Origin of the sequence: Sediminitomix flava (assembly GCF_003149185.1) — a bacterium.
GTDB lineage: Bacteria > Bacteroidota > Bacteroidia > Cytophagales > Flammeovirgaceae > Sediminitomix > Sediminitomix flava.
On the sequence record NZ_QGDO01000001.1, the window covers coordinates 1,573,244 to 1,597,355 of the forward strand.

The 24,112-nt window shown below is 35.7% G+C and carries 23 protein-coding genes and 3 tRNA genes; 11 read left to right on the forward strand and 15 right to left on the reverse strand.

Annotated elements, in window-relative coordinates; all coding sequences use genetic code 11:
- Positions 1 to 67 precede the first annotated feature (67 nt).
- The 3 genes from hutG (at position 68) to ung (ending at position 3,154) form a co-directional block, all read left to right on the forward strand.
- Entirely contained in the window at positions 68 to 1,066 is a 999-nt protein-coding gene (gene hutG / locus BC781_RS06080) for a formimidoylglutamase (RefSeq protein ID WP_109616315.1), read from the forward strand.
- A gap of 97 nt (positions 1,067 to 1,163) precedes the next feature.
- A complete protein-coding gene (locus tag BC781_RS06085) occupies positions 1,164 to 2,483 on the forward strand; it encodes an MFS transporter (protein WP_109616316.1) in 1,320 nt (439 codons plus the stop codon).
- A gap of 8 nt (positions 2,484 to 2,491) precedes the next feature.
- Positions 2,492 to 3,154 (forward strand): uracil-DNA glycosylase, encoded by a 663-nt coding sequence (gene ung, locus BC781_RS06090; protein WP_109616317.1) that lies wholly within the window; start codon positions 2,492 to 2,494, stop codon positions 3,152 to 3,154.
- A gap of 89 nt (positions 3,155 to 3,243) precedes the next feature.
- Here the strand turns inward: ung and BC781_RS06095 are convergent, their stop codons facing one another.
- The 4 genes from BC781_RS06095 to BC781_RS06110 all read right to left on the reverse strand — a co-directional run bounded on the left by BC781_RS06095 (position 3,244) and on the right by BC781_RS06110 (position 7,596).
- On the reverse strand, positions 3,244 to 3,888 hold the full coding sequence (locus BC781_RS06095) for a beta/gamma crystallin-related protein (RefSeq protein ID WP_109616318.1): 645 nt from the start codon (positions 3,886 to 3,888) through the stop codon (positions 3,244 to 3,246).
- A gap of 189 nt (positions 3,889 to 4,077) precedes the next feature.
- Positions 4,078 to 4,500 (reverse strand): response regulator, encoded by a 423-nt coding sequence (locus BC781_RS06100; protein ID WP_109616319.1) that lies wholly within the window; start codon positions 4,498 to 4,500, stop codon positions 4,078 to 4,080.
- Between the two features lie 133 nt (positions 4,501 to 4,633).
- Positions 4,634 to 5,716 carry a potassium channel family protein gene (locus BC781_RS06105; RefSeq protein ID WP_109616320.1) on the reverse strand — a complete coding sequence of 361 codons (1,083 nt, stop codon included), beginning with the start codon at positions 5,714 to 5,716 and terminating at the stop codon, positions 4,634 to 4,636.
- The gene (locus BC781_RS06110; protein ID WP_109616321.1) at positions 5,713 to 7,596 is read right to left on the reverse strand and encodes an ATP-binding protein; all 1,884 of its coding nucleotides are present in this window, start codon (positions 7,594 to 7,596) and stop codon (positions 5,713 to 5,715) included. Before BC781_RS06110 ends, BC781_RS06105 begins: the two co-directional genes overlap by 4 nt.
- A gap of 219 nt (positions 7,597 to 7,815) precedes the next feature.
- On the opposite strand from BC781_RS06110, the gene BC781_RS06115 reads away from it, so the two are divergent.
- Positions 7,816 to 9,153, forward strand: coding sequence for an NAD(P)/FAD-dependent oxidoreductase (locus tag BC781_RS06115; RefSeq protein ID WP_109616322.1), 1,338 nt, complete (start codon positions 7,816 to 7,818; stop codon positions 9,151 to 9,153).
- Between the two features lie 61 nt (positions 9,154 to 9,214).
- Here the strand turns inward: BC781_RS06115 and aroQ are convergent, their stop codons facing one another.
- Positions 9,215 to 9,652 (reverse strand): type II 3-dehydroquinate dehydratase, encoded by a 438-nt coding sequence (gene aroQ, locus BC781_RS06120; protein ID WP_109616323.1) that lies wholly within the window; start codon positions 9,650 to 9,652, stop codon positions 9,215 to 9,217.
- A gap of 194 nt (positions 9,653 to 9,846) precedes the next feature.
- Between aroQ and BC781_RS06125 the strand changes: the two genes are divergently transcribed.
- Positions 9,847 to 10,482, forward strand: a complete 636-nt coding sequence (locus BC781_RS06125) for a DUF4136 domain-containing protein (protein ID WP_109616324.1) — start codon at positions 9,847 to 9,849, stop codon at positions 10,480 to 10,482.
- 250 nt (positions 10,483 to 10,732) lie between these two features.
- Here the strand turns inward: BC781_RS06125 and BC781_RS06130 are convergent, their stop codons facing one another.
- Genes BC781_RS06130 through BC781_RS06140 form a run of 3 tightly spaced genes read right to left on the reverse strand, consistent with a single transcriptional unit; the run spans position 10,733 to position 13,019 of the window.
- Positions 10,733 to 11,752, reverse strand: coding sequence for a DUF4097 family beta strand repeat-containing protein (locus tag BC781_RS06130; protein WP_109616325.1), 1,020 nt, complete (start codon positions 11,750 to 11,752; stop codon positions 10,733 to 10,735).
- A complete protein-coding gene (locus BC781_RS06135; RefSeq protein WP_109616326.1) occupies positions 11,733 to 12,503 on the reverse strand; it encodes a hypothetical protein in 771 nt (256 codons plus the stop codon). Before BC781_RS06135 ends, BC781_RS06130 begins: the two co-directional genes overlap by 20 nt.
- Positions 12,504 to 12,506: 3 nt before the next feature.
- The gene (locus BC781_RS06140; protein WP_109616327.1) at positions 12,507 to 13,019 is read right to left on the reverse strand and encodes an RNA polymerase sigma factor; all 513 of its coding nucleotides are present in this window, start codon (positions 13,017 to 13,019) and stop codon (positions 12,507 to 12,509) included.
- 235 nt (positions 13,020 to 13,254) lie between these two features.
- Between BC781_RS06140 and BC781_RS06145 the strand changes: the two genes are divergently transcribed.
- Positions 13,255 to 13,956, forward strand: a complete 702-nt coding sequence (locus tag BC781_RS06145) for an alpha/beta fold hydrolase (RefSeq protein WP_109616328.1) — start codon at positions 13,255 to 13,257, stop codon at positions 13,954 to 13,956.
- A gap of 62 nt (positions 13,957 to 14,018) precedes the next feature.
- On the opposite strand, the gene BC781_RS06150 is transcribed toward BC781_RS06145, so the two are convergent.
- From BC781_RS06150 to BC781_RS06165, 3 genes are all read right to left on the reverse strand, one after another.
- Positions 14,019 to 16,541, reverse strand: coding sequence for a DNA gyrase/topoisomerase IV subunit A (locus BC781_RS06150; protein WP_245935591.1), 2,523 nt, complete (start codon positions 16,539 to 16,541; stop codon positions 14,019 to 14,021).
- 234 nt (positions 16,542 to 16,775) lie between these two features.
- The gene (locus BC781_RS06155; protein ID WP_146201634.1) at positions 16,776 to 17,249 is read right to left on the reverse strand and encodes a hypothetical protein; all 474 of its coding nucleotides are present in this window, start codon (positions 17,247 to 17,249) and stop codon (positions 16,776 to 16,778) included.
- A 730-nt stretch (positions 17,250 to 17,979) separates the two neighbouring features.
- On the reverse strand, positions 17,980 to 18,525 hold the full coding sequence (locus BC781_RS06165; protein WP_146201635.1) for a hypothetical protein: 546 nt from the start codon (positions 18,523 to 18,525) through the stop codon (positions 17,980 to 17,982).
- Positions 18,526 to 18,790: 265 nt separating this feature from the next.
- Here BC781_RS06165 and BC781_RS06170 point away from each other — a divergent pair.
- The 3 genes from BC781_RS06170 (at position 18,791) to BC781_RS06180 (ending at position 19,088) form a co-directional block, all read left to right on the forward strand.
- Positions 18,791 to 18,868: transfer RNA gene (locus BC781_RS06170), tRNA-Pro, on the forward strand.
- 31 nt (positions 18,869 to 18,899) lie between these two features.
- Positions 18,900 to 18,974: transfer RNA gene (locus BC781_RS06175), tRNA-Pro, on the forward strand.
- A 39-nt stretch (positions 18,975 to 19,013) separates the two neighbouring features.
- Positions 19,014 to 19,088, forward strand: a tRNA-Pro gene (locus BC781_RS06180).
- 188 nt (positions 19,089 to 19,276) lie between these two features.
- Here the strand turns inward: BC781_RS06180 and BC781_RS06185 are convergent.
- Together BC781_RS06185 and BC781_RS06190 are read right to left on the reverse strand one after the other, a co-directional pair.
- Positions 19,277 to 19,471, reverse strand: a complete 195-nt coding sequence (locus tag BC781_RS06185) for a hypothetical protein (protein ID WP_109616333.1) — start codon at positions 19,469 to 19,471, stop codon at positions 19,277 to 19,279.
- A 148-nt stretch (positions 19,472 to 19,619) separates the two neighbouring features.
- Positions 19,620 to 20,255, reverse strand: a complete 636-nt coding sequence (locus BC781_RS06190; RefSeq protein ID WP_109616334.1) for a DsbA family protein — start codon at positions 20,253 to 20,255, stop codon at positions 19,620 to 19,622.
- Positions 20,256 to 20,505: 250 nt separating this feature from the next.
- On the opposite strand from BC781_RS06190, the gene BC781_RS06195 reads away from it, so the two are divergent.
- The gene (locus BC781_RS06195) at positions 20,506 to 21,009 is read left to right on the forward strand and encodes an FKBP-type peptidyl-prolyl cis-trans isomerase (RefSeq protein ID WP_109616335.1); all 504 of its coding nucleotides are present in this window, start codon (positions 20,506 to 20,508) and stop codon (positions 21,007 to 21,009) included.
- A gap of 90 nt (positions 21,010 to 21,099) precedes the next feature.
- Here the strand turns inward: BC781_RS06195 and BC781_RS06200 are convergent, their stop codons facing one another.
- Complete coding sequence (locus tag BC781_RS06200; protein WP_109616336.1) at positions 21,100 to 21,588, reverse strand: Lrp/AsnC family transcriptional regulator; 489 nt, start codon at positions 21,586 to 21,588, stop codon at positions 21,100 to 21,102.
- A gap of 441 nt (positions 21,589 to 22,029) precedes the next feature.
- The gene (locus BC781_RS06205) at positions 22,030 to 22,749 is read right to left on the reverse strand and encodes a DNA-3-methyladenine glycosylase (protein ID WP_109616337.1); all 720 of its coding nucleotides are present in this window, start codon (positions 22,747 to 22,749) and stop codon (positions 22,030 to 22,032) included.
- A 67-nt stretch (positions 22,750 to 22,816) separates the two neighbouring features.
- Here BC781_RS06205 and BC781_RS06210 point away from each other — a divergent pair, with 67 nt between their 5' ends.
- Entirely contained in the window at positions 22,817 to 24,082 is a 1,266-nt protein-coding gene (locus tag BC781_RS06210; protein WP_109616338.1) for a glycosyltransferase family A protein, read from the forward strand.
- Positions 24,083 to 24,112 lie beyond the last annotated feature (30 nt).

Genomic DNA, 24,112 nt, shown 5'->3' on the forward strand with positions numbered 1-24,112 from the left:
TCCTTTAATCTGTTATGATTATGGCGAGTATTTTTTATAACGCACAAAAAACACACTGAAACACAATATGAAGAATCACTACAAGGCAATAGCTCAAGACATTTGGGCTGGAAGAAAAGACGGAGAAGACAGGGATTCATGGAGATGGCATCAAGCAGTAGAATGTGTCGATGTTTTAAACAACGAAATTCCTTCTTTAAAAGAAAATGAAAAAGGGACTGCCATCATCGGTTTTTGTTCAGACGAAGGTGTCCGTAGAAATAAAGGTAGAACAGGAGCTGCTCAAGGTCCTGAAGCTATCCGCAAGGCGAGTTCGAGTTTTCCTGTACATTTCTCAGAAGTATCTAAATTAATAGACCTAGGGGATATTGTTTGCCAAGGAAGCGATTTGGAAGGTGCTCAGAAGGCATTAGGAGAACTTATTGCTCTAGCGTTAGAGAATGGATATAGACCTTTAGTTTTGGGCGGAGGACATGAAATAGCTTATGGTCACTACCTCGGCATCAAATCTTACCTTCAAAAACACAAACCTGAAGCAAGCTTAGGTATCATCAATTACGATGCACACTTCGATCTTCGAGAAATTGATCCAGAAGTAGGTCCTTCATCAGGAACTCCATTCTTACAAATTGCTCAAGACCAAAAAACACTCGGAAAAGATTTCAATTACTTTGTTATCGGCATCAATAAAAATAGCAATACAAAGAAGCTTTTCAATACGGCTGAAGAACTAGGAGTTGACTTCATTAGGAGAAGACATGTAAATGCTGAAAAACAAGTTGACCTTTTCCACAAAATCGGTGAAATGGTAGATAAGGTAGATTACATCTATCTGACGACTTGTATGGATGTATTCAATGCAGGATATGCACCGGGTGTAAGTGCTCCAGCGGCACAAGGCATCACTCCTGATTATGTCTTTATGAAATCATACAAGAAAATCTTGAAAAGTGGTAAACTTCTTTCGGCTGATATTGCAGAAGTAAATCCGCAATTAGACATTGACAGTCATACCGCAAAACTAGCTGCTTCACTCGCTTTTGAAGTCGTTACTTCGGCAGAGTAAATTCATTCCTGTTTTGAATAATTAAACCTTTGAGTATGTTCTTACTCAAAGGTTTTTTTGTACTTTGTGGTTTTGATTATGTCTGAAACCATTGAAAATGGAAAAAAATAAACCAAAAGTTTTACAAGCATGGTGTGTATATGATTGGGCAAACTCAGTCTATGCATTAACCATTTCTTCAGCTATATTTCCAATTTACTTCAATCAAAGTACGAGAAGTGCATTTGGTGGTGATATAGTGAACTTCTTAGGCTTTCAAATAAAAAATACGGTTCTATATTCTTACACGCTTTCAGCAGCTTTTTTACTTGTAGCACTCATTCTCCCATTCTTATCGGGAATTGCTGACTATGGGCACATTAAAAAGCGTATGATGAAGTTTTTCACCTACCTAGGAAGTCTTTCTTGTATTGGACTATTCTTCTTTACAGGTGAAAATATAGAACTAGGCATTATGCTGAGTATTCTTGGAGCAGTTGGTTATGCTGGTGGAATTGTATTTTATAATGCATTTCTTCCCGAAATTGCTACAAAAGATCGCTTTGATCTATTAAGTGCTAGAGGGTTCTCATACGGATACATCGGAGGGGTTATTCAGCTTATCATCAGCTTAATTTTAGTTACAAAACCCGATTGGTTTGGTTTAGAGCAAGGCTCTTTACCTGCTCGAATTTCCTTCTTAACCGTAGGTTTATGGTGGCTTATTTTTGCACAATACACTTTTGCATTCTTACCCGAAAATGTATCTCAAGCATTTCAGAATGATAAAACAAAGCTATTGAAAAAAGGCTATGTAGAACTGAGTAAGGTATTTCAGAGCTTGAAGAAATATAGAGCAATGAAAAACTTCCTTCTTGCCTTTTTCTTCTACAATATGGGAGTACAAACCGTAATGTATTTGGCAGCCACATTTGGTGAAGCAGAGATTAAATTAGCCGAAGAAAAACTGATTGCAACCATCTTGATTTTACAATTGGTAGCTATACCTGGTGCATATTTCTTTGCTTACTTTTCAAAGAAATTTGGCAATAAAATATCGCTAATCAGTATGGTTTTAATTTGGATTGGCATCTGTATTTCTGCATTCTATACCTATACCGAATATGAATTTTATGCTTTAGCTTCAATGGTCGGCGTAGTCATGGGCGGAATACAATCACTATCACGATCTACATTCAGTAAGCTAATTCCTGAAGGTTCTGAAGACCCAGCTTCTTACTTCAGTTTTTATGATGTTACCGATAAATTAGCGATTGTAATTGGTACTTTTGCATTCGGATTTATCGAGCAAATCACACAAAGCATGCGTTATTCTGCATTGGCTTTAGGACTGTTTTTTATCTTCGGTTTATTATACCTCATTCGTTTTAGAATCCCATCAGAATCTAAAGTGGAGAATCAGCAATATTCAAATTAACAATACAGATGGACGTGAAAATAGAAGCTTCTTGGAAAGAGGCATTGAAAAGTGAGTTTGAGCAATCATATTTTCAGCAATTAACTGATTTTGTTCGTTCAGAATACCAATCACAAACAATTTACCCACCTGCAAAACAAATTTTTAATGCCTTTGACCGTAGCCCTTTTGAAGATGTCAAAGTCGTGATTTTAGGTCAAGATCCTTACCATGGTCCTGGTCAAGCAAATGGACTTTGTTTTTCAGTAAATGATGGTGTTCAACACCCCCCATCACTTCAAAATATTTTCAAGGAGATAAAAGGTGATCTAGATATTGACATTCCTAAGAGTGGAAATTTGGAAAGATGGGCTGATCAAGGTGTACTTTTATTGAACGCGACACTTACAGTAAGAGCACATCAGGCAGGTTCTCACCAGAAAAAAGGTTGGGAAGAATTTACAGACGCTGTCATCCGTACATTGGCTGAAGAAAGAGAAGGCCTTGTATTTATCCTATGGGGATCTTTTGCTCAGAAAAAAGGAGGAATGATCGATAGTAAGAAACATTTAATTCTGAAATCACCTCATCCTTCACCGCTGTCTGCCCATAGAGGTTTCTTTGGCAAAAAGCATTTCAGCCAAACAAATGCGTATTTAGAAAGTAAAGGAGAAGCTCCAATTACTTGGTAGTTTCTATAAGTAGATAAAAGCAAAGCCATCTAAATTTAGATGGCTTTTTATCACAACACATGCAGAACACTCACAATGGTTCGGCTAATTTATTCGATATCTATAATCTCATAGATGATTTTTTCGTACTGAGGACTTAAAAAACCACCCGAGTTAACATAAGTTCTTCCAAGAGGCACTTTGCTTCTATTGCTGATATCGTGCTCTTCTATTCGAGATTCAACACCTCCACCAAAAACAGGGGTTGTAATTTTCAATCTGACTGTGTAATTATTTGAAGTCGGATTATGAAGGTAAATCCATCCTCCGTAAGCTTCGTAGTCAGACTCTAGCAGTACGGCATTCAAATCTTTGTTGGCACTTCTAGTCGAGTAAACTTGAAAAGAACTGATCTGATCATTCCAGAAATCACTCACGGAATGAGTTGTCCAATTACCTTGTAACTCTTCGCTTTTTCCTTGAAAATTGGGTTGCTCGTATACTACAATAGTCCAACCTGTCGGAATACTCAAAGAGCTTATTCTATCATCCCATTCATCAATATCAGACCCTGCCCAACTTTCAGAAACCACCGTATTTTTCCCTTTAAAATTGGGGTGTTCATAGAGTACTATTCCTTTAGAATCTTTACGTTGATTCTCTGAGCGCTGCTGAATATTATCATTGTCATAATTCCCTATCGAAGGAAAGAAAATGAGCAATAAGGGGAGACTCAAAATGTATAAGTTTTTCATAGTGGCTAGCAATTTTTGGATTATACCTTGATGTCTCTTTTGGAAATATCACTTTACAAATGTTGAACAATGAATATTTATTAAAAAGTTTCACGCAAGACACAGAGAGCCAAAATGAAAAAAGTCACAACCTTTCTCGGTTGAGAAAAGCTGTGACCTAAATAATTTTATAATAATTAGTAGAGTATCCTATTTAGTCGTAAGCTCAAAGAGTTGACTAATTTTAGGTAAATGATCCTCTGTTAGAGGTTTTGAGATAAACATATCGACATACTCATTCTTAACGACTCTGTCTATATCTCGTTGATTGTCAGTGTTAGATAAGATAACTAGTTTTATCCTATTTTTTAGATCTTCGGGAAAGCTTTCAAATTCGAAAAGAAAAACAAAACCATCCACAATCGGCATATTGATATCTAAAAAAATAATACTAGGAAGAAGTTCTGGAGTTTCTTGCCAAGTAAGAGATAAATATTCTAAAGCACTTTTCCCCGAGTTTTTAATAGAAACTACCTGAGAAAAATCTGTGAGTTCTAAAATTCGCTTATGAATAAAGTTATCCGTATCATTATCATCTACCAACAATACATGACGTACTGTTTTATTATCCATCGTTAAAATATTGTAGTAATAAAAAATGGAATAATGGTAATAGTAAATAAATATCCTTTACGAAGTAAAAGTAAGGATTAATCCATGAAATATGATAGGATTTCTTATTTAAATTTATTTACAAATATGAATTTTACAAGTGACGCTCTAAGTCTGTCCACTTGAAGTCTGCAGGTCCTAAAATTGAAATCAAAGAATCGTCAGTAATTACAGTCTCCGACGGTGGGCAAGTAGAATAATTCCCATTTTCGATTAAAGCAAAAAGGTTACAATTAATACCGTAAGTTTGCTTTACATCTAATATTTTTTGTTCAAGCTCACCCCAAGTCCAACCTACTTGTCTAGACGGTTTTACGGTCATAGGATTCGCTCCTGCTGTATTACTCAATAGTTGCTCTATAATTGGAGCTGAATAAGGGTCTTGACATTCTTGTACAACAGCCAATGTATCAAGGTTTGCATAGATTGCAGTAGACTTATTTTTATCAAACATCCAAGCATTGTTTGAGTCTACCAACATATGGATAATACGTGTTTTTTCAGTCGTGAAACGATCTACCAAATCTACAATTGTTTTAGTTGATGCATCAGACTGTCTATCATCTTTATTTACAGGATAAACAATAACGGCTTTATTATCACAGATTTTAGCTCTCTCGTAAGTTTCCTTGCTTAGGCCATCACCTTTAATAAAATGAACATTTGGTATCTGCTGAATATCTACAGGCAACTCTTCTATTCGATCATCTACAATACAAATCCCGATCTCTTTCTCAACATTTCTGAGCTCAGAAATTAACTGCTTCAATAAACTTCCTCCTGGGAAATTAAAAATTACGTAACCGTCTGAAAATGGATTATCCATAAGCCCTAAACGTTTCTTTTCTTTAAGATGTGCTTTATAATCAAATACCGCAGAAAACAGGGCTCCAATCTGAGCTATCCCCATTGTCCCAATGATCATGGTAATAATTCTTCCCCACGTGCTTTCTGCAGGACTGTTTCCATACCCAACTGTAGTAAGCGTTTGCCAACCTTGCCAGATCGATTCTTCAAAAGATGTACCTTCTGTATACCAAAAGCCTACCGCAAAAATACCCCATAAACCAATGCTGATAAAACAAGAGTAAATCAACCAACGTCCATACTGGTTTTTGGTAAGGCTATCTAATCGGTTCCATCTTTTTTTAAATCGTTCTTTAATGTAAAAAATCATACCTTCTCGCTATTTTCAGTTGTCTTCGCAGGCTCTAGTGCATGATTTGGAAGTTGTAAAATAAAAGTTGTTCCCTCCCCTTCAATGCTTCTAAGCTCAATTTTTCCATGATTACGAAGTATAAATTCATGAGACAACATGAGTCCGATACCTGTGCCTTTTTCTTGTGCTGTTCCTGACTTCGTGAAAGTTTTGTCTGAAGAGAAGATCGTTTCTGCTTCGTCTTCACTCATTCCAATACCATTATCTTCAATGTTGATCTCAGTCAGTACTTCGTCTTTAGTACGAGCAAATATAAAAATTTCCCCTTTGGAATTTGTGAATTTGATAGCATTGGAGACCAAATTTCTGATAATAAAGTTTAGCATATCAGGGTCTGCATACACTTCCAATTCGGTAGACACATTAAAATGTACTTCTATATTTTTACTTTGAAGTTGAGGTGAAAGCAATTCTAAAGTAGTATCGAAAGCTTCACTTAAATTGATCAATTCAGGGTTGACAACTACATGATCCATCTGAGACCTTGACCATGCCAATAGGTTTTCCAACAGATTTGAAATATTCTCTGTGGACAATAACATTTCTTTCGAAAGCTGCTGAATCTCTTCTTGAGTAAAAGCATCTGCATGATCGCTCATAATTTTGAAGAATCCTTTCTGAGCCGAAAGAGGCCCTTTCAAATCATGAGAAATGATTGAAAATAGTTTTGTTTTGAGCGTATTCGATTCTTTGTGAGCTTTTTCAGATTGCAACAATTGAAGATTGACAGACTTTAAGACATTATTATGCGTCACAAGTCGATGATGTTGTTTTCTGATTTCTGTTACTTGAACATAAATTTTTCGGAAAAGTGAATTGATTGCCAAAGTAAGCACTTCAGTGTTCTTGTTATGCTTCCCTCCTTCTATAAGTTGCAACTTATCATAGCTCCCTTGCTCTGTAATTTCTTTGATTTTACGCGTAAGCGAAGTTATTGGGTTTGATAAATACCTCGTTAAAAAGAAAGTCATTAAGACCGAAATCAGAATACTACTACCCAATAAATAGTTGAAAGCTCTTGTAATCTGATCGTAGGAATTATGGATTTTACTTTCAAAAAGAGTATTTATTTTATCAAATGAAGAGTTAATAAAATACCTCAGATTCTCCACATATTGAATTTGACCAGGTGTTTCATACTCGCCCAATTCCCGATTGAGTTCAAAATACTCACTTGCATTTTCTACAAAAGAAATCAGTTGGTGTCCTATTTTAGCTTTTGATTCGGGATTAGTCTCTAAAAAGTGATTTACGCTCATCTTTACCTGATCCAAATGAGCAAATATGATTAGCTCCTTCTTTTCATTTGTATTCAGTGCATAGAATAGATCAATCAACTCTTGATGCAATTTAGTAGGGATTTCCCCTTTTAGAGTAGATATTTTTTTATGCTGAAGAAAAAGATTCCCCTTCAAACCATTCTGACTATCCCCTCTCTGTAAATGCTTATTGAATAAATTGAGGTAAGCACTATCATACACATTTATCAAACTATCGACTTCATATAAATCGATAATTTCATCATCATGCATGATCGTTTGTTCTAAACCTTCCAATTTAACCTTAATTTCTTGAAGGTGCGTTTTTCTCTCATTCAGAAAACGTAGACGGGACTTCCGATCCAGATTAGTAGAATTGAAGTCTGCATATAATGCCCTTGCATCGTTCTGAAAATAATAAGAGATATTTATATCGATACGATAAAGCCACGATTTAGCCACATTTAGGTGCTCACTTTTATTCAGTAGGTAAAAACTAAAAACGGAAACCGTACTGATAAGAATAGTAAAGCTACTAAAGGCTAGCAATAGTTGTATGTTGATGGATTTCTTACGCATAAAGCGTTGAATTTAGCGTATGAGCAAAAGAATGATATAAACTGAAATGTACTCTGTCCTTCCTCTTAAATTTTGGACATTAGTCTCTAAAAAAATTTATAGCGCAAGCTAAAAAATTTCCAATAAATATTAGAGTGAAATATTGTCTTCTTAGTACTAAAATTCTAACTTTCTTTGAATATAGTAAAAATTAACCACTCTTCTTTAGCTACTTAGCATATGCACATAGTAATCATTGGCAATGGTATTGCAGGTGTCACCACTGCTCGGAATATTCGTAAAAAAAGTAGCGCTCGTATTACCATCATTTCATCAGAGTCTCAATACTTCTATTCAAGGACTGCACTCATGTATATTTATATGGGGCATATGAAACTTGAACACACACAACCTTATGAAAATGATTTCTGGAAAAAGAATGATATAGAGCTAGTTTTCAAGCATGTTGAAAAGGTTTCTCCCAACCAAAAGACGCTGCACCTTTCCGATGACAGTATAATTAGCTATGATAAACTTGTGATAGCTACAGGTTCAAAATCAAGAAAGTTAGGTGTAGAAGGGGAAGACTGCAAAGGCGTCCAAGGCTTGTACGGTTTACAAGATTTAGAAAACCTAGAAGAGATTTCTCACACCATAAAACATGCTGTTGTTGTAGGAGGAGGATTAATCGGGATTGAATTAGCTGAAATGCTACTTTCTAGAAAAATCCCAGTTACAATTCTTGTCAGAGAGAAAGGGTATTGGGGAAATGTCTTACCACATCAAGAATCTGAAACCGTTAAACGCATCATCAGCCAACATCATGCAGACTTAAGATTACAAACTACAGTTGAGCGTATTATAGAAGATGACAACGGGCATGTAAAGGCTATTGAAACGAATACAGGTGAAATCATAGATTGCCAATTTGTTGGTGTAACAGTAGGGGTTGTTCCAAATATTGATTTTCTGAAAGAATCAAAAATAGAAACTGACAGAGGAATATTAGTTAATGAATTCTTAGAAACTAATGTTTCCAACATCTATGCTGTTGGAGATTGTGCTCAACATAGACAACCACCTGTGGGCAGAAGACCTATCGAACAAGTATGGTATACAGGACGTATGCAAGGCGAAGTTTTGGCTGACAACTTATTGGGTAAAGTCAGAGCTTACCAACCCGATAACTGGTTTAACTCAGCCAAATTTTTTCATTTAGAATACCAAACTTATGGAATTGTAAAACCACAACTTGAACCTGATGAACAAACCTTCTATTGGCAAGATAAAAAAACGGATAAATTGGTTCGGTTTGTTTTTGGTAATGAGGACTTCGAATTAAGGGGAGTCAACCTACTAGGAATACGATTTAGACATGAGGTTTGTAATCGATGGATTAATGAAAAACGAAATATTGAATATGTCTTAGAACATCTTGAGGAGGTCAACTTCGACCCAGAGTTCTATAAAAACTATCATGCAGAAATCATTACGAAGTTTAATGATGAGTATCCACAATTCAATGTTCAAGTTCCTAGTAAAAACTTCTTCCAAAAAATTGCTGAATTGATTTCTTAGCATAAAAAAATCCCCACACCACCTAAAGGTATGGGGATTTTCACTTTAGTAAATAAAATAATTATTGCTGTTGCAACAAGAAATCTATAGCCATCTGATAGCCATATAATCCAAAACCAGCCATAACTCCTACACAGTTGGCAGAAAGGTAACTTTTGTGTCTGAATGCTTCTCTCTTATGCACATTAGAAATATGTACCTCAATTGTTGGCGTTGTCACTGCAGCTAAAGCATCTGCTATTGCAATAGAAGTATGTGTATATGCTCCAGCATTGAGTACTATACCATCAAAATCGAAACCTATTTCGTGTATCTTATCTATCATTTCCCCTTCTATATTTGATTGGAAATAATACAATTCAGCTACTTCTTCGTATTTCTGTTTGATCTCCTCAAAGTATGATTCAAAATCTTGCGAACCATAAATGGTAGGCTCTCTTTTCCCTAAAAGATTTAAGTTAGGGCCATTCAGAATCAATATTTTATTTTTAGTACTCATAATTATTTCTCTTCTGTTCTCTTTTAGTTCTTAACGACCAAGCCTGTTTCATATTCAATCGAACTGTATTTTTTTTCTCTTAAACAGAAACATTTCTTGCCTAGTCTCTAATAATAAGCACCAAAGCTTACTTACTGAAAAAATCTTAATACTTTTTCTTGTTCGCTTTTATGTAAATCGTGTATTTCTACTGAATGAATTCTAAAAATATACTTTCGCATCTAACCCCAAGACGCGTATTTATCATTCTGTCCTCATTTTGCATTTTTAGTGCTTCTTGTGTAGTACAGGTCAATTCAAGATATGATAAAGATGCTCCATCTGAGAAGTATTTGACATACACCGTGAAAATGCCTTCCGAAAATGAGAAAGGCGCTGAACTACCTGTTTATGTCCCACCTTTAGCTATTAAACAAGTAATTAAAAGTATAAATAGTGAAATGCGATTCCGACAGTATGAAGAAGCTGAAGAAGGTGCAGACATCTCCGTTCACATTTATTTCCGTGTTGATGATGAAGTAAAAATGGATCCGAAATATTATTACAGAAATACAGCTAAAATGTATGGAAGATATGTCGGTTATGACCTTAGTATCGCCAAAAAATTAAATCCATTAGATTACCCTGCAGGTACTTTGTTCATTGATGTAGTAGATAATGCACAGGATAAATTGATTTGGTACGGGATCGGAGAGTCTACGGTTCTAATGGAAAATTATGATGGCGATGAAATTGAACGAATGATTAGTGATATTTTCTTCCGTTATCCTTTTGTAGCTGGTGTAGAAGGAAAATCTAACCTGGCCAAAGAAGTAAAAAAGAGACAATAAGCTATCCTCAATAAATAGGAACCATTCTATATTAAATATCATTATATAAACTAGAAGAAGTAATGTAGGAAGAATTCTCTACCAAGATTGAGCTTATGGGCAAACTCATCCAGCACACTTATTTCTCCCCTTGCCGATAAGTAAAATATGAATTCTCCTAAAGAATCACCACCATCCAAAAAATGAAGAGCTACCAAACCCTAGTTGGTAGCTCTTTCTAATTTATTTCAAACCTTGTCTAAAAATCTGTTTATTGGAGGGAAATACTTCCATAAGATGAGACGATGTGAACAAGTTTGTCGCTGTTCGAATCTCCTTTTATCCCGACATACTCTCCAGAAGTATTTCTTTCTATTTCTCGGATCAGACGATATTCATCCAAATCATGATCAAAACTTCCATATCGAGTAGAAATATCAAACTTAAAAGAAGTATTACTATCAAACTCAATTTTCACAGAACCATACTTTGATTCCACATCAATTTCCTCAAATGAAGAGCTTACTTCTTCAATTTTGAAGTTTCCATAACGATTTTCTAGAGAAATACTGCGTTTAAGTTCTTCAATCTTAACGCCTGAGTAGGCAGATGAACCATTGAGTTTTCCTACAGTTTCAATTTCTACATCACTGTATTTATTATCAAGCTCCAAATTTTCTGTTTCACCTAAGAATAGGTTTGAGCAATATCTAGCAACTAGACTTCCACGGGTTAGTTTTTCAATAATGGCTTCCGAATAACTCACCTTGATAGTGGTTTTAGAACCTTCCAATTTTCGGGCTTTCAATCCTCCATAAGCTACGTACAAATCTGTAATACCTGTACGGTTATCGATATAAGATGTACCATACTTGTTTTCTATGTTGATTGGATTTTCAGCAGGAATCTTAATGTCATAGTTGACCTTAAAACCCGATTTTTTATTGATATTGGTATTATCTGGGGTAATAGTTTCGAAAAAATACTCTCCTGTTACGGCATTCACTTCTACATCAATTTCACTCAAAATCTTAGCTGCTTCTTTTTCACTTCTGCCCCAAGCCGTTATTTTGATTGTAACTTCTAAGCGATTTTGATCCCAACTTTCAACATGGACATTTCCAAACTTATTCTCAACAACTAACCAATCTGAAGAGCCTACTCCAAATGATTTGTTGATCACTCTTTCTTTCTGGTAATCTGGTTCTCCTTCTGCGTGTAGAGGAAAATATACTCCTAAAACCATAAGGCTTAGAAGTAATACCCTCAATTTATATATCAATGCTTTCATCTTTCTTCTTCTGGTTTTTGTACGTTTCCAATATCTCCAACTGCTTGTCCAATAGATTCAGACGTAATCTCAGATTTTGAAGCATCATTTTTATGACTACTTCGGTTTCTTGTGTCTCGTCAAGTTCTTCTTTCATTTGTAAATAAGAAGCACTCAATTCAGATAACTCTTCTTCAAAATCACTTTGTAAAATCTCATCCTTGATTATGAAACGATGAAGTTCTTTCTGCTTCAAAGAAATCAATGAGAAATAATATTGTTCAGCATTCTGTAATTCAGGATGCGCATTTGCTATACTTTGTGTTGGCTCATCAAATGTAATTGACGGCTGATTAAGCTGGTAAAAAAGTAATCCCAAACCCAAAATCAGCACAGCAGCTATACTACTTCCCCATTTTATAACTTTATGGAGCGGAACCATTTTAACTTCTTTTGTTTGCTTTGGTTCTTCGAGTAAGCTCATTTCATTTTCGAGCTTCTTCCACATATTTTCAGGAGGCTGAAAGACATCGAATTCGTCTTTCTGATTCCGAACACTCTCTTCAAGTTCATGTTCTTCGATTTCTTCTTTTACCGCATCCCAAATTTTTTGAGGAGGTTCTTCGGTATCCATCAGCGGACGATTGCTTCTGATGAACATTTCTAAATCATCATTGAGCAACTCATCGAACTGATCGAAGTCTAGCTTTTTAGGCTGGTGGACATCTAGTTTGTCCTTGTTTTCGGCTATGAAACGTTCCAGTTTATCCATAATTTATTGGGCTAGAATGGCTCTTAATTTTTTCTTCGCTCGATTATACTGCGACTTTGATGTCGAAACGCTAATATTCATGATTTCAGCAATTTCATCGTGACTGTAGCCTTCCAGTAAGTAAAGAGACAAAACGATACGGTAACCGTCGGGCAAAAGCTGAATCGCATTTCTAACACGTTCCATGGTGTAGTTGTTATCCTTTTCCTCATCCTCTTCATTGGCTACATCCAAATACATATCTTCCATGCTTATGATCTGCTCCTTTTTTCTTCTGACATACATCAGCGCCTGATTGATCACAATACGTTTTAGCCAAGCCCCAAAAGTAGCATCTCCTTTGTAGGTATGTACATTCATAAAGGCTTTCACGAAGGCTTCTTGTAGTGCATCTTCGGCTTCTGCCATATCGTTGGTGATACGTACACAGATGTTGAACATGGCTTTCGAATACTTCTGATAAATTTCGTACTGTGTCTTTCGGTCTTTAGCTATTTGCTCGATGGTTTTGTCCATAGTGCTTTTTGTTTGAGCGATTTTTCATTTGAAAGATTAAAGAATTTGCTGGAGGTTGCATCAGATTGAAAAAATCCTTGAAAAAAATTATTTATTCACCCTAAATTGCCCTGTAAACCTCTATATACAGTATATGGTCAATCAAAGTTTGAAGATAATACATCTGAAAAATAGTGACCAATATATTCAATAGAAGTATCAGAAATATTCACCAAACATAACATAGGACTAACAAATGACTCCTACAGATCAAGAAATTTACTTTTTATCGGGTACGATGTGCGATGATCGTCTTTGGGAAAAAGTTTGGAATACGCTACCCGAAAATATTTCTCCAAAATACATAGACACAACCGCTTGTCACTCATTTCAAGAAATTGATGAAACAATAGAAAGTGCTTTACCTCAAAAGAAAGTAACCTTAGTCGGTTTTTCTATGAGAGGTTATGCCGCTTTACGTTTTGCCATAAATTTCCCAGACCGATTGGATAAATTAATTCTGATCGCCTCTTCTGCAAAAGGATTGGATCGTGATGAATTGAAACTCAGGTCACAGACCATTGAATATTTGAAGAATCACCCTTACAAAGGTATTTCAATATTGAGAGTAAGGCAGTTTTTAGCGCCCGAAAACCAACAAAACCAAGAATATGCTGACACGATCAAAGCGATGGATAAGAGCTTGGGAAAAGAGGTTTTGATCAGACAATTAACGGCTACTTCAGAACGAGTTTCATTGGAAGATGAGTTGAGTAAGATTTCAATACCTGTTCTTTTAGTTGGTAGTGATCATGATTCATTGGTCAAATGGAGTGATTTGGAAGAAATGAATTCAAAAATCCCAAATGCTAAATTGGTAAAAATTGAGAAAGCAGGACATATGATCCCGTTGGAAAATGCGGAACAGCTAAGCGATGAACTGATTACGTTTTTATAAAAAGAAAGTCACACCAAGCGTATTTGGTGTGACTTATCAAATTATGGATTAGACTATTGTCTTTAGAACATTCCAAGACCTCCACCGCCTTCACGTTGTTGGTCAATTTCAGCTTCTTGTTTTTTTGCCATCATATCCTCATCATTGATCGGATCATCTTCGGTAAGCAATTCTGCTTCTACACCTTTTTCATATGGCAATTTATTTCCTTGTGCTTTCCAGCCTTTTACTTCTACGTAATCTTTCAGCTCAACTTTTGCTTTAGCTTTTTTACGTCCTTCCTTGTAAGACACTTCAGCAATTGGTGCTTTCTGTGTAGTTACAAGTAACAAACGAGATGCAGCTTCTTCATTGATAAAAATGAAACGCTTGCCTTGTGTAGTCGTTTCGATATGGAAACGCTTCACATAATAAGTGCGCTGAGTCGTGTTATAGTGAATTGCAGTGATCACTTTGTTTGGCCTGAATTTCTCCAAAAGCATGATCTTACGAACCTCATATCGGTTTGTTAGTTCGTAATTTGTCAATTCATATTCGCCTGTATCATAAACGACTAAGATTTGGTCTTCATCTCTGAATTTACCTAAATACTTACCGTTTTTATCTCTGTTAAGTAAGCCAACAGCTTCATCAAACCAAATGTCAATGGCAGGAAGTGTAGAAACGCCTTCCTTCTTCAAGGCTACTCTCTTGACTTTATATTTTGTCAAGATATTTCCTTGTGAACCACGACCTTTGATATCCAAATCTGCGAAATCGTACTCAAAAGATTTTATGCGAGCTGTTTCGTTTGGATCAAGATTCACACCTACTACTTCAGCTTCACCGTTTGAGTTTGCGGTGAAGTAAAGCAATTTACTTCCTTTCGAACCTTTGGTGATATTGTATTCTTTTTCACGAGTTACACTCAGTACATTGAAACGCTTCGCTCTCGTTACTTTTGTATCTCCGTCAGTGTAGATCGCATTGAAGACTTTACGCTCATCACCTTTCACGAAGACCTCAACATGCAAAATGTTTTTCCCAACAAATAGCTTGTCTTGAATCTTCACAACTTTGTAACGACCATCTTTGAAGAAAATAAGGATATCATCAATATCAGAACACTCCTGTACTTCTTCTGCTCCGTCAGATTTTTTCAGTCCATGACCGATAAATCCTTCTTTGAAGTTGACGTAAAGCTTAGCATTATTTGCTGCTACTTTAGCTGCCGTGATCGTATCAAAAGTGGCAATTTCCGTCTTACGCTCTCTTCCTTTACCATACTTCTTTAAAAGCTCTTTGAAGTAGTCTATGGCAAAGTCAATGATGTTGTCAAGATTGAAATTCACATCTTCCAACTGTTCCTCCAATCCTTTCAATTGCTCATCAGCTTTGAATGAATCGAATTTGGAAATACGCTTGATTTTGATTTCCGTCAGACGAATAATATCATCTGTCGTGATTTCTCTGTAGAATGATTTCTTATAAGGAGTCAGACCTCTGTCTATGGTCTCTAGTACTTCTTCCCAAGTTTCACATTCTTCAATATCACGATAGATACGGTTCTCGATAAAGATTTTCTCCAATGAAGAGAATAAGATTTTCTCTAGAAGCTCAGACTTTGCAATCTCTAGCTCCTTGGTCAGAAGATCTACCGTATTATCTGTATTCTGACGAAGTACCTCACTCACTCCCATGAAATGAGGTTTTTCCTCAATAATCACACAAGAGTTTGGAGAAATAGAAACTTCACAGTCTGTAAAAGCATAAAGTGCTGCAATTGTCACATCTGGAGATTGTCCTGTGGCTAACTGCACTTCAATTTCTACATCTTTAGCCGTATTATCGATCACTTTCTTGATCTTGATTTTACCTTGGTCGTTGGCTTTCAAGATCGAGTCAATCAATGACTGTGTAGTGGTTGAGTAAGGAATTTCTTTGATCAGAAGCGTTTTGCTATCTGCCACTTCAATTCTTGCTCTCACTCTGATTTTTCCTCCTTTCAGTCCTTCATTGTAGTTACTGAAATCAGCCAAACCACCTGTCGGGAAATCTGGAAGTAGGTGAACCGTTTTTCCTCTCAGAATATCAATCGAACCTTTAATCAATTCCACAAAGTTGTGAGGCATTATCTTGGTAGCAAGACCTACCGCAATACCTTCAACTCCTTGCGCGAGCAGAAGTGGGAATTTTACAGGAAGATTGATCGGTTCATTTTTACGTCCGTCATAAGAAAGCTGCCAGTTTGTAGTTTTAGCATTGAAAACTACATCTAGAGCAAACTTAGATAAACGTGCTTCAATATAACGGGAAGCTGCAGCACTGTCGCCAGTACGAATATCTCCCCAGTTACCTTGCGTATCTATAAGAAGGTCTTTCTGACCCAAGTTGACAATTGCATCGCCAATGGAAGCATCACCGTGAGGATGGTACTGCATGGCACTACCCACAATGTTGGCTACCTTGTTATAACGTCCGTCATCAAGCTCCTTCATGGCATGCATGATACGGCGTTGTACGGGCTTGAAACCATCTTCAAGAGAAGGTACAGCCCTCTCCAAAATTACATATGAAGCATAATCCAAAAACCAATCTTCGTACATTCCCGAGACTGGAATCACTTTGGCATGCCCATGTGCTATATCTTGATTCTCGTGTTCGTCATTGTGAAGTTCGTCGTTTTCCACAAGCTTAAGAGTTTATAGTACCAGAAAAAATCAATTCAAGTGGCTTACAAAATTCCACAGGCAACAAAAATATATAAAAGTAGGTGGGATAGGCAAATCAATTTTTTATTATGATTGTCCTATTTTATCTAAAAGTGAGAATAATTTTTCTCAAATACGTATTCCTACACTCAGAAAATAGACGGAAAGTAGTCGTATTCCTAAATAAACTATTGTACCGAATTTAAATACAAAATCGACCTTTTTGCCATAAAAAAGTAAGATTAATACGGTAATAGCCGAAGCAAGATCATCTACCCAAATGGTCTGATGCTCCATCACGAAAATTGTGATCAGAAGAGCCCAAAGATGCAAAACACAAAGAATGCTAAAAAATGTTTGTCTGAGTTCTAAGAAATTTTCTTGAATAATTATCTGTGTAGAAAAATAAATAAGACTTGGTCCTATAAAACTTAGCAAAAAAGCGAGATAGCCTCCTTCACCAATTGCTTTCACCTTTTGAGAACCCCAAAAACCATTAATTATTCCGATTAGAAGAATAACTTTCCACAAGACTATCCACCAATTATATGTTTTGGGTCTTTTAGCTATATCCTCTGCGAAAGAGCCTAAAATATTTGCCATACTAAAAGATAGTATAGTGATGAACATTAAGGTTACAATAAACCCTGCTCCTAGGCCCGAATATTTAGTTATCTGTGAAAACACCGTTTTTTTTGAGGGTTTAGAATTCTATTTCCTAGAAAATAACTATTTAAATGAGAAGACTGCTCTACACTACTTCTCATCAATATTTCATTTGTAATGCCATTAATGTACAAGTGATTAGCAGTAACAGAAAATAAATCACACTACAAAACTTAAACAAGAATCGGCTTTTTTTGGAAAAAAATGCAAGGGTGATTGCCAGCACAGCAAAAATGAGATTGTTCCACCAAATATGAAATTCACTAGTGAATAAAAGAACATAACTTATTGTCCAAACCTGTAAGAGAAACAGAATGGAAAAGAAGGTTTTCCGTAAATGATAAAAATTCCGATCAACAAGAATCACCGCTGCATAATAAGTCAACAAGGGAATAATTATACTATATAAAAACCCTACATAACCATATTTTTCTAAGCGTATGAGGAAGCGTGTATTCCAAAAAACATTGAAAATTATCAGCAGAAGAATAACCTTCCAAAGTATGACCCACCAATCATACTTACGTGCGTGAAATGCTACACCATCTGCTAAAGAACCTAATAATTTTGCAATAGACATGGTCAGCACTGTTATAAACATCAGTGAATCGAGAAAAGAAGTACTGATTTCTGGACCATTTTCTATTTGCAAAATCATCTTAGCAGCTTAATAGTTTAGGATTTCATTTGGAAAATCTTTGATTGCAATTCTCGTTGTACTCAAGAGCATCACTAAGGCATAGATCAAACTCAAAACTTTAAATACCTTTTCATTTTTCTTGCATGAAAAAACTAAAATCAAGGTTAATAGTACCTGAATTACATCTATGATCCACGACGTCACTTCGTCAAATAAAATATAGTTGCCAGTAAACTCCCAAAGGTGTTTAATAAGGATAAGGCTAAAGAATGTGATCCTCAGCGGATTGAAATCTCTATTGGAAATAAGTCGAGCTGTGAAGAAAGTAATCAAAGGACCGAATAAAGTCACAAAGATCCCTACGTACCCCAAACTCCCAAGTATATTGATAAACCTAGTATGCCAATAATTATTGAAAATATTGAGCAGTAACATTACTTTCCATAAAATAGCCCACCAGTCATAATGGTGAGGCTTTCTACTCACTTCCTTAGCAAAAGATTCTAACAAATTTGCTATTGCAAATGATAAGATAGTCACAAACATCATCGTGAGCAGATAGCCATTTGTCATCTGTGAAAACTTAATCAACTGCGAAAACATAAGATATTTTAGCGATAGCCCTTTAAATGATTGATGAATTCAACAATTTCGAAACTATTCCAATACCTTGATTTTAAATCTCTTCCCAAACATTACACCCTGTTTAATTTCCTGGAACTATTAAATAAATGCTAAAAAAGAGAATTTGAATTTGGAAAAGAGAAGAGGGATCTACTATATTTGCATTGCAAAAACGGGGAGGTTAGCAAAAATCTTGCCAACTTTCTTTAATGTTCGGGGCGTAGCGCAGCCCGGTTAGCGCACCTGGTTTGGGACCAGGGGGTCGCAGGTTCGAATCCTGCCGCCCCGACCATTAAAAACTGTTTTTCGAAGAAGATTATTCTCGGGGCGTAGCGCAGCCCGGTTAGCGCACCTGGTTTGGGACCAGGGGGTCGCAGGTTCGAATCCTGCCGCCCCGACAAAGAGAGGTAATAAAATTCTTCGATGCAGTTTTTACTCGGGGCGTAGCGCAGCCCGGTTAGCGCACCTGGTTTGGGACCAGGGGGTCGCAGGTTCGAATCCTGCCGCCCCGACGATCAAAGCTCAAGAGGAGAAATCTTCTTGAGCTTTTTTTGTGGTATAAAAGTACCATGATAAAAAAGGCTAGATTCTCGAGGAGTCTAGCCTTTTCATGTTTTTTTGATTGAAATGAGTTAATTAACTAAGTTATCTCGCTTTAAGTATTACTATTACACAGTAATGCATGGTAAACCTGTGTTTCTTAATCGTGTGTATTTAGAGGTTCAATATTTTCTTTCTTGAGAGATAATTCTGTAAACTGTTTTTTAAGAACAGACTGAGTATTTTTCACTTGATGATCTGGATGCTCTGAAATATGAGCTATACGCATAATGATAATTATCTGAACGATAAAAAACAGAATGCACCCCCATAATAAAGCTCTCCAATTCAACATTTCAATACCTTTTTATTTAATGGTTACTAAAGCGATATTAAAATGACCCACCGAATTTGAAAAGGGTTGTAAAGCGAGTGAAAAATTTTACAACTTTTTATAACAAGATGTATCTCTATTTGAGTCTTACAACTAAAAAAAGTAAAGATTAGGTATTTAAAATTTTCTCCATCACTTTCTCTAAATCTACAGCCAAACGATATCCTGTACTCAAAGCATTCAATTCTCCATTTTGCATAAACGTTAGAGTTGGAAAGTTTTTAGCACCTACTTGCTTTGAAAGCGCATAATCATCATAAGTGATCTTACGCATTTCATCACTATAATACCTCGCTGCAAATGTGATTTGATCTACTTTATATTTGTGAAGTAAAGGTGTATAACTGTCTAGATCCCGAAGATCCTTTCCATGAATAAAAAAGAGTTCGTGAACATCCTCCAAAAAAGAAAATGTTTTATTGGGCTGAAGCTCTCTGAAAGTCACCACAGCTCTGCACGCTTCTTCTGTATTATATGTAAAATGCTCTTTGGTCAATTCTGAAAAAATATCTTCTCCAAACTTAACGCCACTCATAGCCGTCACTCGTTCCCAACTTTTTTCTATAGCTTTTCCTTTTTCTGGAGTAATGAGTGAAGGGTCGTTTCTTCTAAGCCCACCTAATATCACTTCAAGTTTGAATTCTGGATATTTCTGAAGAAAGACATCCAATTCTTTACTAATGGCATAGCACCAAGGGCACATAGGGTCTGTGAAGAGATAGAAGGTGTTGTTGTCAAATAACATGATAATTCTTTTTGGTTAGTTCTGTGCTTTGATAACGGAATAAGGCAAGTATCTGTTTATTTTAGAGAATTTTAGAACATGATGATCAAAGAAAAAACTTGACCTATTTCACTATAAAATTGAGAAGTATTAACGAAAAGAATGATTTGAATTGGAAAGAAATACGTTTTCAAGAAAGAGAATCTTAGATCGCACTTCTCAATTCTTAAATTTGGTGTAATTTTGTGCGATTTAAATTTTGGAAAAGCATATGAAAGCAGAAAAAAATATAGTAGTAACCGTAACTTATGTCTTAAAAGAAGACAATAAGGATGGTCGTTTTATTGAAGAAGCAGATAAAAGCTACCCATTTAGCTTCATCTTCGGAACGGAAGGTGTTCTTCCTGACTTTGAGAAAAATTTGGTAGGGAAAGAAGTAGGTCACAAATTCAGCTTTGGGATTCCTGTAGACAAAGCTTACGGTGAAATCTTACCTGATTGGGCTGAAGTAGAAGTTCCAAAAGAAGCATTCGGTTTCCAAGATGCTGAAGAAGAAGAAGCAATGCTTAAAGAAGGTCATGTTCTTCCTATGCTTATGGAAGACGGAACACAACTTCAAGGACGTATTTACGAAGTGAAAAAGAAAAGTGTAATGATGGACTTCAACCACGACTTGGCTGGTCTTGATTTATATTTTGAAGGCGAAATTATTGATTTGCGCGAAGCTACAGCCGAAGAACTGGATTACAATCCTGACGAAGAAGCTGAACAATAATATCCGATAGCTATAAAATCAAAAAGCTCAAACACTATACAATGAATGTAAAAGTGTTTGAGCTTTTTCTATTTTTCAATAATTGTACTTTTATACTTTCGCACTATCCTTCTCTTGAGTAATTTGAAGAGGTCTACTAAACTTCTCCTCCAATGAAATCATAGTATCAGTACGAGTAATACCAGGAATACATTGAATTTTATCATGAAGAACCTCACGAAGGTGATTCGTATCTTTACAATTGATTCTTACAAAAATACTGTAATCGCCTGTTGTATAATGAAGGTTAACAATTTCTGGAACTTTCTTCAGTTCTTCACAAACTTCTTCATAAAGTGAGCTTTTTTCAAGATAAATCCCCAAGAAAGCGGTGATATCATAACCTAATTTACTTAGGTCGAGATCAAGTGTAGAGCCTTTCACAATGCCCATCTTCTCCATCTTCTTCATACGAACGTGGACTGTACCTCCCGATACAAAAATACGCTCAGCAATCTCAGTATAAGGCGTTTTAGCATCTTTCATCAACTCAGAAAGAATGCGAATATCTACATGATCAATCTCTGGATGTTTTTCCATTTTTTGATGGTTAAATTAGCTTCCCAAAAAATATAAAGGCGAATATATTACGAATCTCAAAATATTTCGTTAACAAGCTTAAAATGTTTTTAAATTATAAAATTCCACCTTACTTTTGCATCATCAAAATAAGCAATTGTCTTATATGAAGGTCAGGCATTAGGGCTGAATAGGTTCAAATCCTTGCTGACTTCAAGCATGTGTTTATTTTATGTGTTGTTTATTGGTTAAGGTTAAAGGTATGTGAATTTTTCGCATACCTTTATTTATTTCAAGACATATATTTAAGCTTCTCGCAACAAAACCTCTATATATTTGTTATTTTTTCTAAATGTGATGAATTTTCTATCACTTTTTTCAAAAATACTAAAAGTTTATAATAAATCAATAACCCCAGCTCTAGTCTAGTTAAATTTTAGATAGTAATAAATGTAAATGTTACTATTTTGAGTTTTTCGGCAGATTTTTTCTTCCAAAAACTTTTAAAATCTCTTCTTTTTCTAAATATCCTGTAGCCAACCAAGACGGAATTATGCGCTTCTCTTTCTCCGCATGCTGCTTTTTAGGATCTATAAAAAAGCGATAATACGAATTTTGATACTCTTGGGGTGTAGATTTCGGCAAACCTTTTCGTGGACAGGCAAAAATCTGTAAGGGCTTTAAGTCATGAGATATCAAGCTCAATGTATCATTGGTTGATATATCTCCCCCATCTAAATTAGGAATACTTGATTCTGTACTTTCAAGCAACCGATCCACAGTTTTAGAAGGCCCGTAGGTATAAGTCAGTTCATTTCCACCTTGACCAACTTCTTCAATAGCCCTAATCAATATCCCGAAGTAAATTTCTTTGTCTGTATCTCCAAAACAGATATCTAAACCTTTATAATTACCACCTCTGAAACCTGTTCCTTTTTGGGTTCGATGAAAGTACCATTTACGAAACGCCAATTGCTGCTTAAAACAATGCGTAGCTGCATCAGGGTGTTCTGCTGAATGAAGATAAAATTCAATTTCCTTCATCCGAAAAAGATGATTTGGTGTAGAAAGAAGTATTTGATTGAGAAGTTTTTCAGCTATCTGTTCAAAAAACTGTTGTACACTTTCACCTTTATCCGCTTTTGAGAAATAGGCTAAAATATATTCACTTAGTTCCTCCATCGTGTCCTACATTCAACTTTACATGAGAGATTTATTAACTTTGCCTTCTCTTAAAATAAACTGATTTATGACAAACTTGTATCTTGAACGTTATGCTTGGCAGAAAAAAATGTTGGATGAAGCTGTTCCTTCAAATTTAGGACAAGTAGTTGTTATTCCTTGTTTTAACGAACCTTCGATACTTGATACCTTACAATCTCTATTTGAATGTTCTCCTACAGAAAAAATAACGGAAATTCTTCTTGTCATTAATCAGTCAGAGAATTCACCGCTAAGCGTAAAAACTCAAAATCAAATAACCTTAGAGGAATCACGTAAATGGATATTTCAAAAAAATAAAGAAAGAAATGATTTACAATTTCATATCATTTGGGCTAATGACCTCCCTAAAAAACATGCAGGAGTAGGACTTGCTCGAAAGATTGGAATGGATGAAGCTATAAGGCGTTTATCGATGAAAGGAAATGAAAGTGCACCTATTATCTCACTTGACGCTGATTGTTTGGTTGAAAAAAACTATCTCCAAGCAATAGAACAGCATTTTCAAAAAAATCCGAAAACACCAGCTTGTACAATTCATTTTGAACACCCCGTTACAGGTCATAAACTTGAAAAATATAACAAAGCAATCTGCGCCTATGAACTTCACCTTAGGTACTACGTACAAGGTTTACGTTTTGCTAATTACCCTTTTGCATATATGACTATCGGCTCTGCTTTTGCCGTAAGGTCTGATATTTACCAAAAACAAAGTGGAATGAACCGAAAAAAGGGCGGTGAAGACTTCTATTTTTTGCATAAAATAATCCCACTCGGAGAATTCACAGATTTAGTAACGACAAAGGTAATTCCATCAACTAGAATCTCTGATAGAGTACCATTCGGAACAGGAAAGGCTATTGATGATCAATTACAAAATGAGACCTCAAATCTTTTATCTCATAATCCTTCGATATTTAAAGAATTGAAGTTCTTTTTAGAAAAAGCACCTCTCCTATATACTTCAGACTATGATTGGAAATCTTTACCTCAAGCGACTGTTGCTTTTTTAGAAACAAATGATTTTCAAAATGTACTGAAAAGACTATTAAGAGAGTCTCCAACTAAAATTTCTTTCCGACAAAAATTCTTCTGGTGGTTTGATGGCTTTAGAGTTTTGAAATACACTCACTTTTTAAGAGATCATCAGTATCCTCAGAAAGACGTATTCTGTGCATCCCAAACTTTAGCAAGTTGGATAGGGACAGACTTAAACTTGAATCATTTTGAATTACTTTATTTTTATAGAAATGAGTATCAAAAAGGAGATTATGTAACTGAGCTTTCAGATTGAACGTAAACTATCTTCAGAATCCTTTTTTAA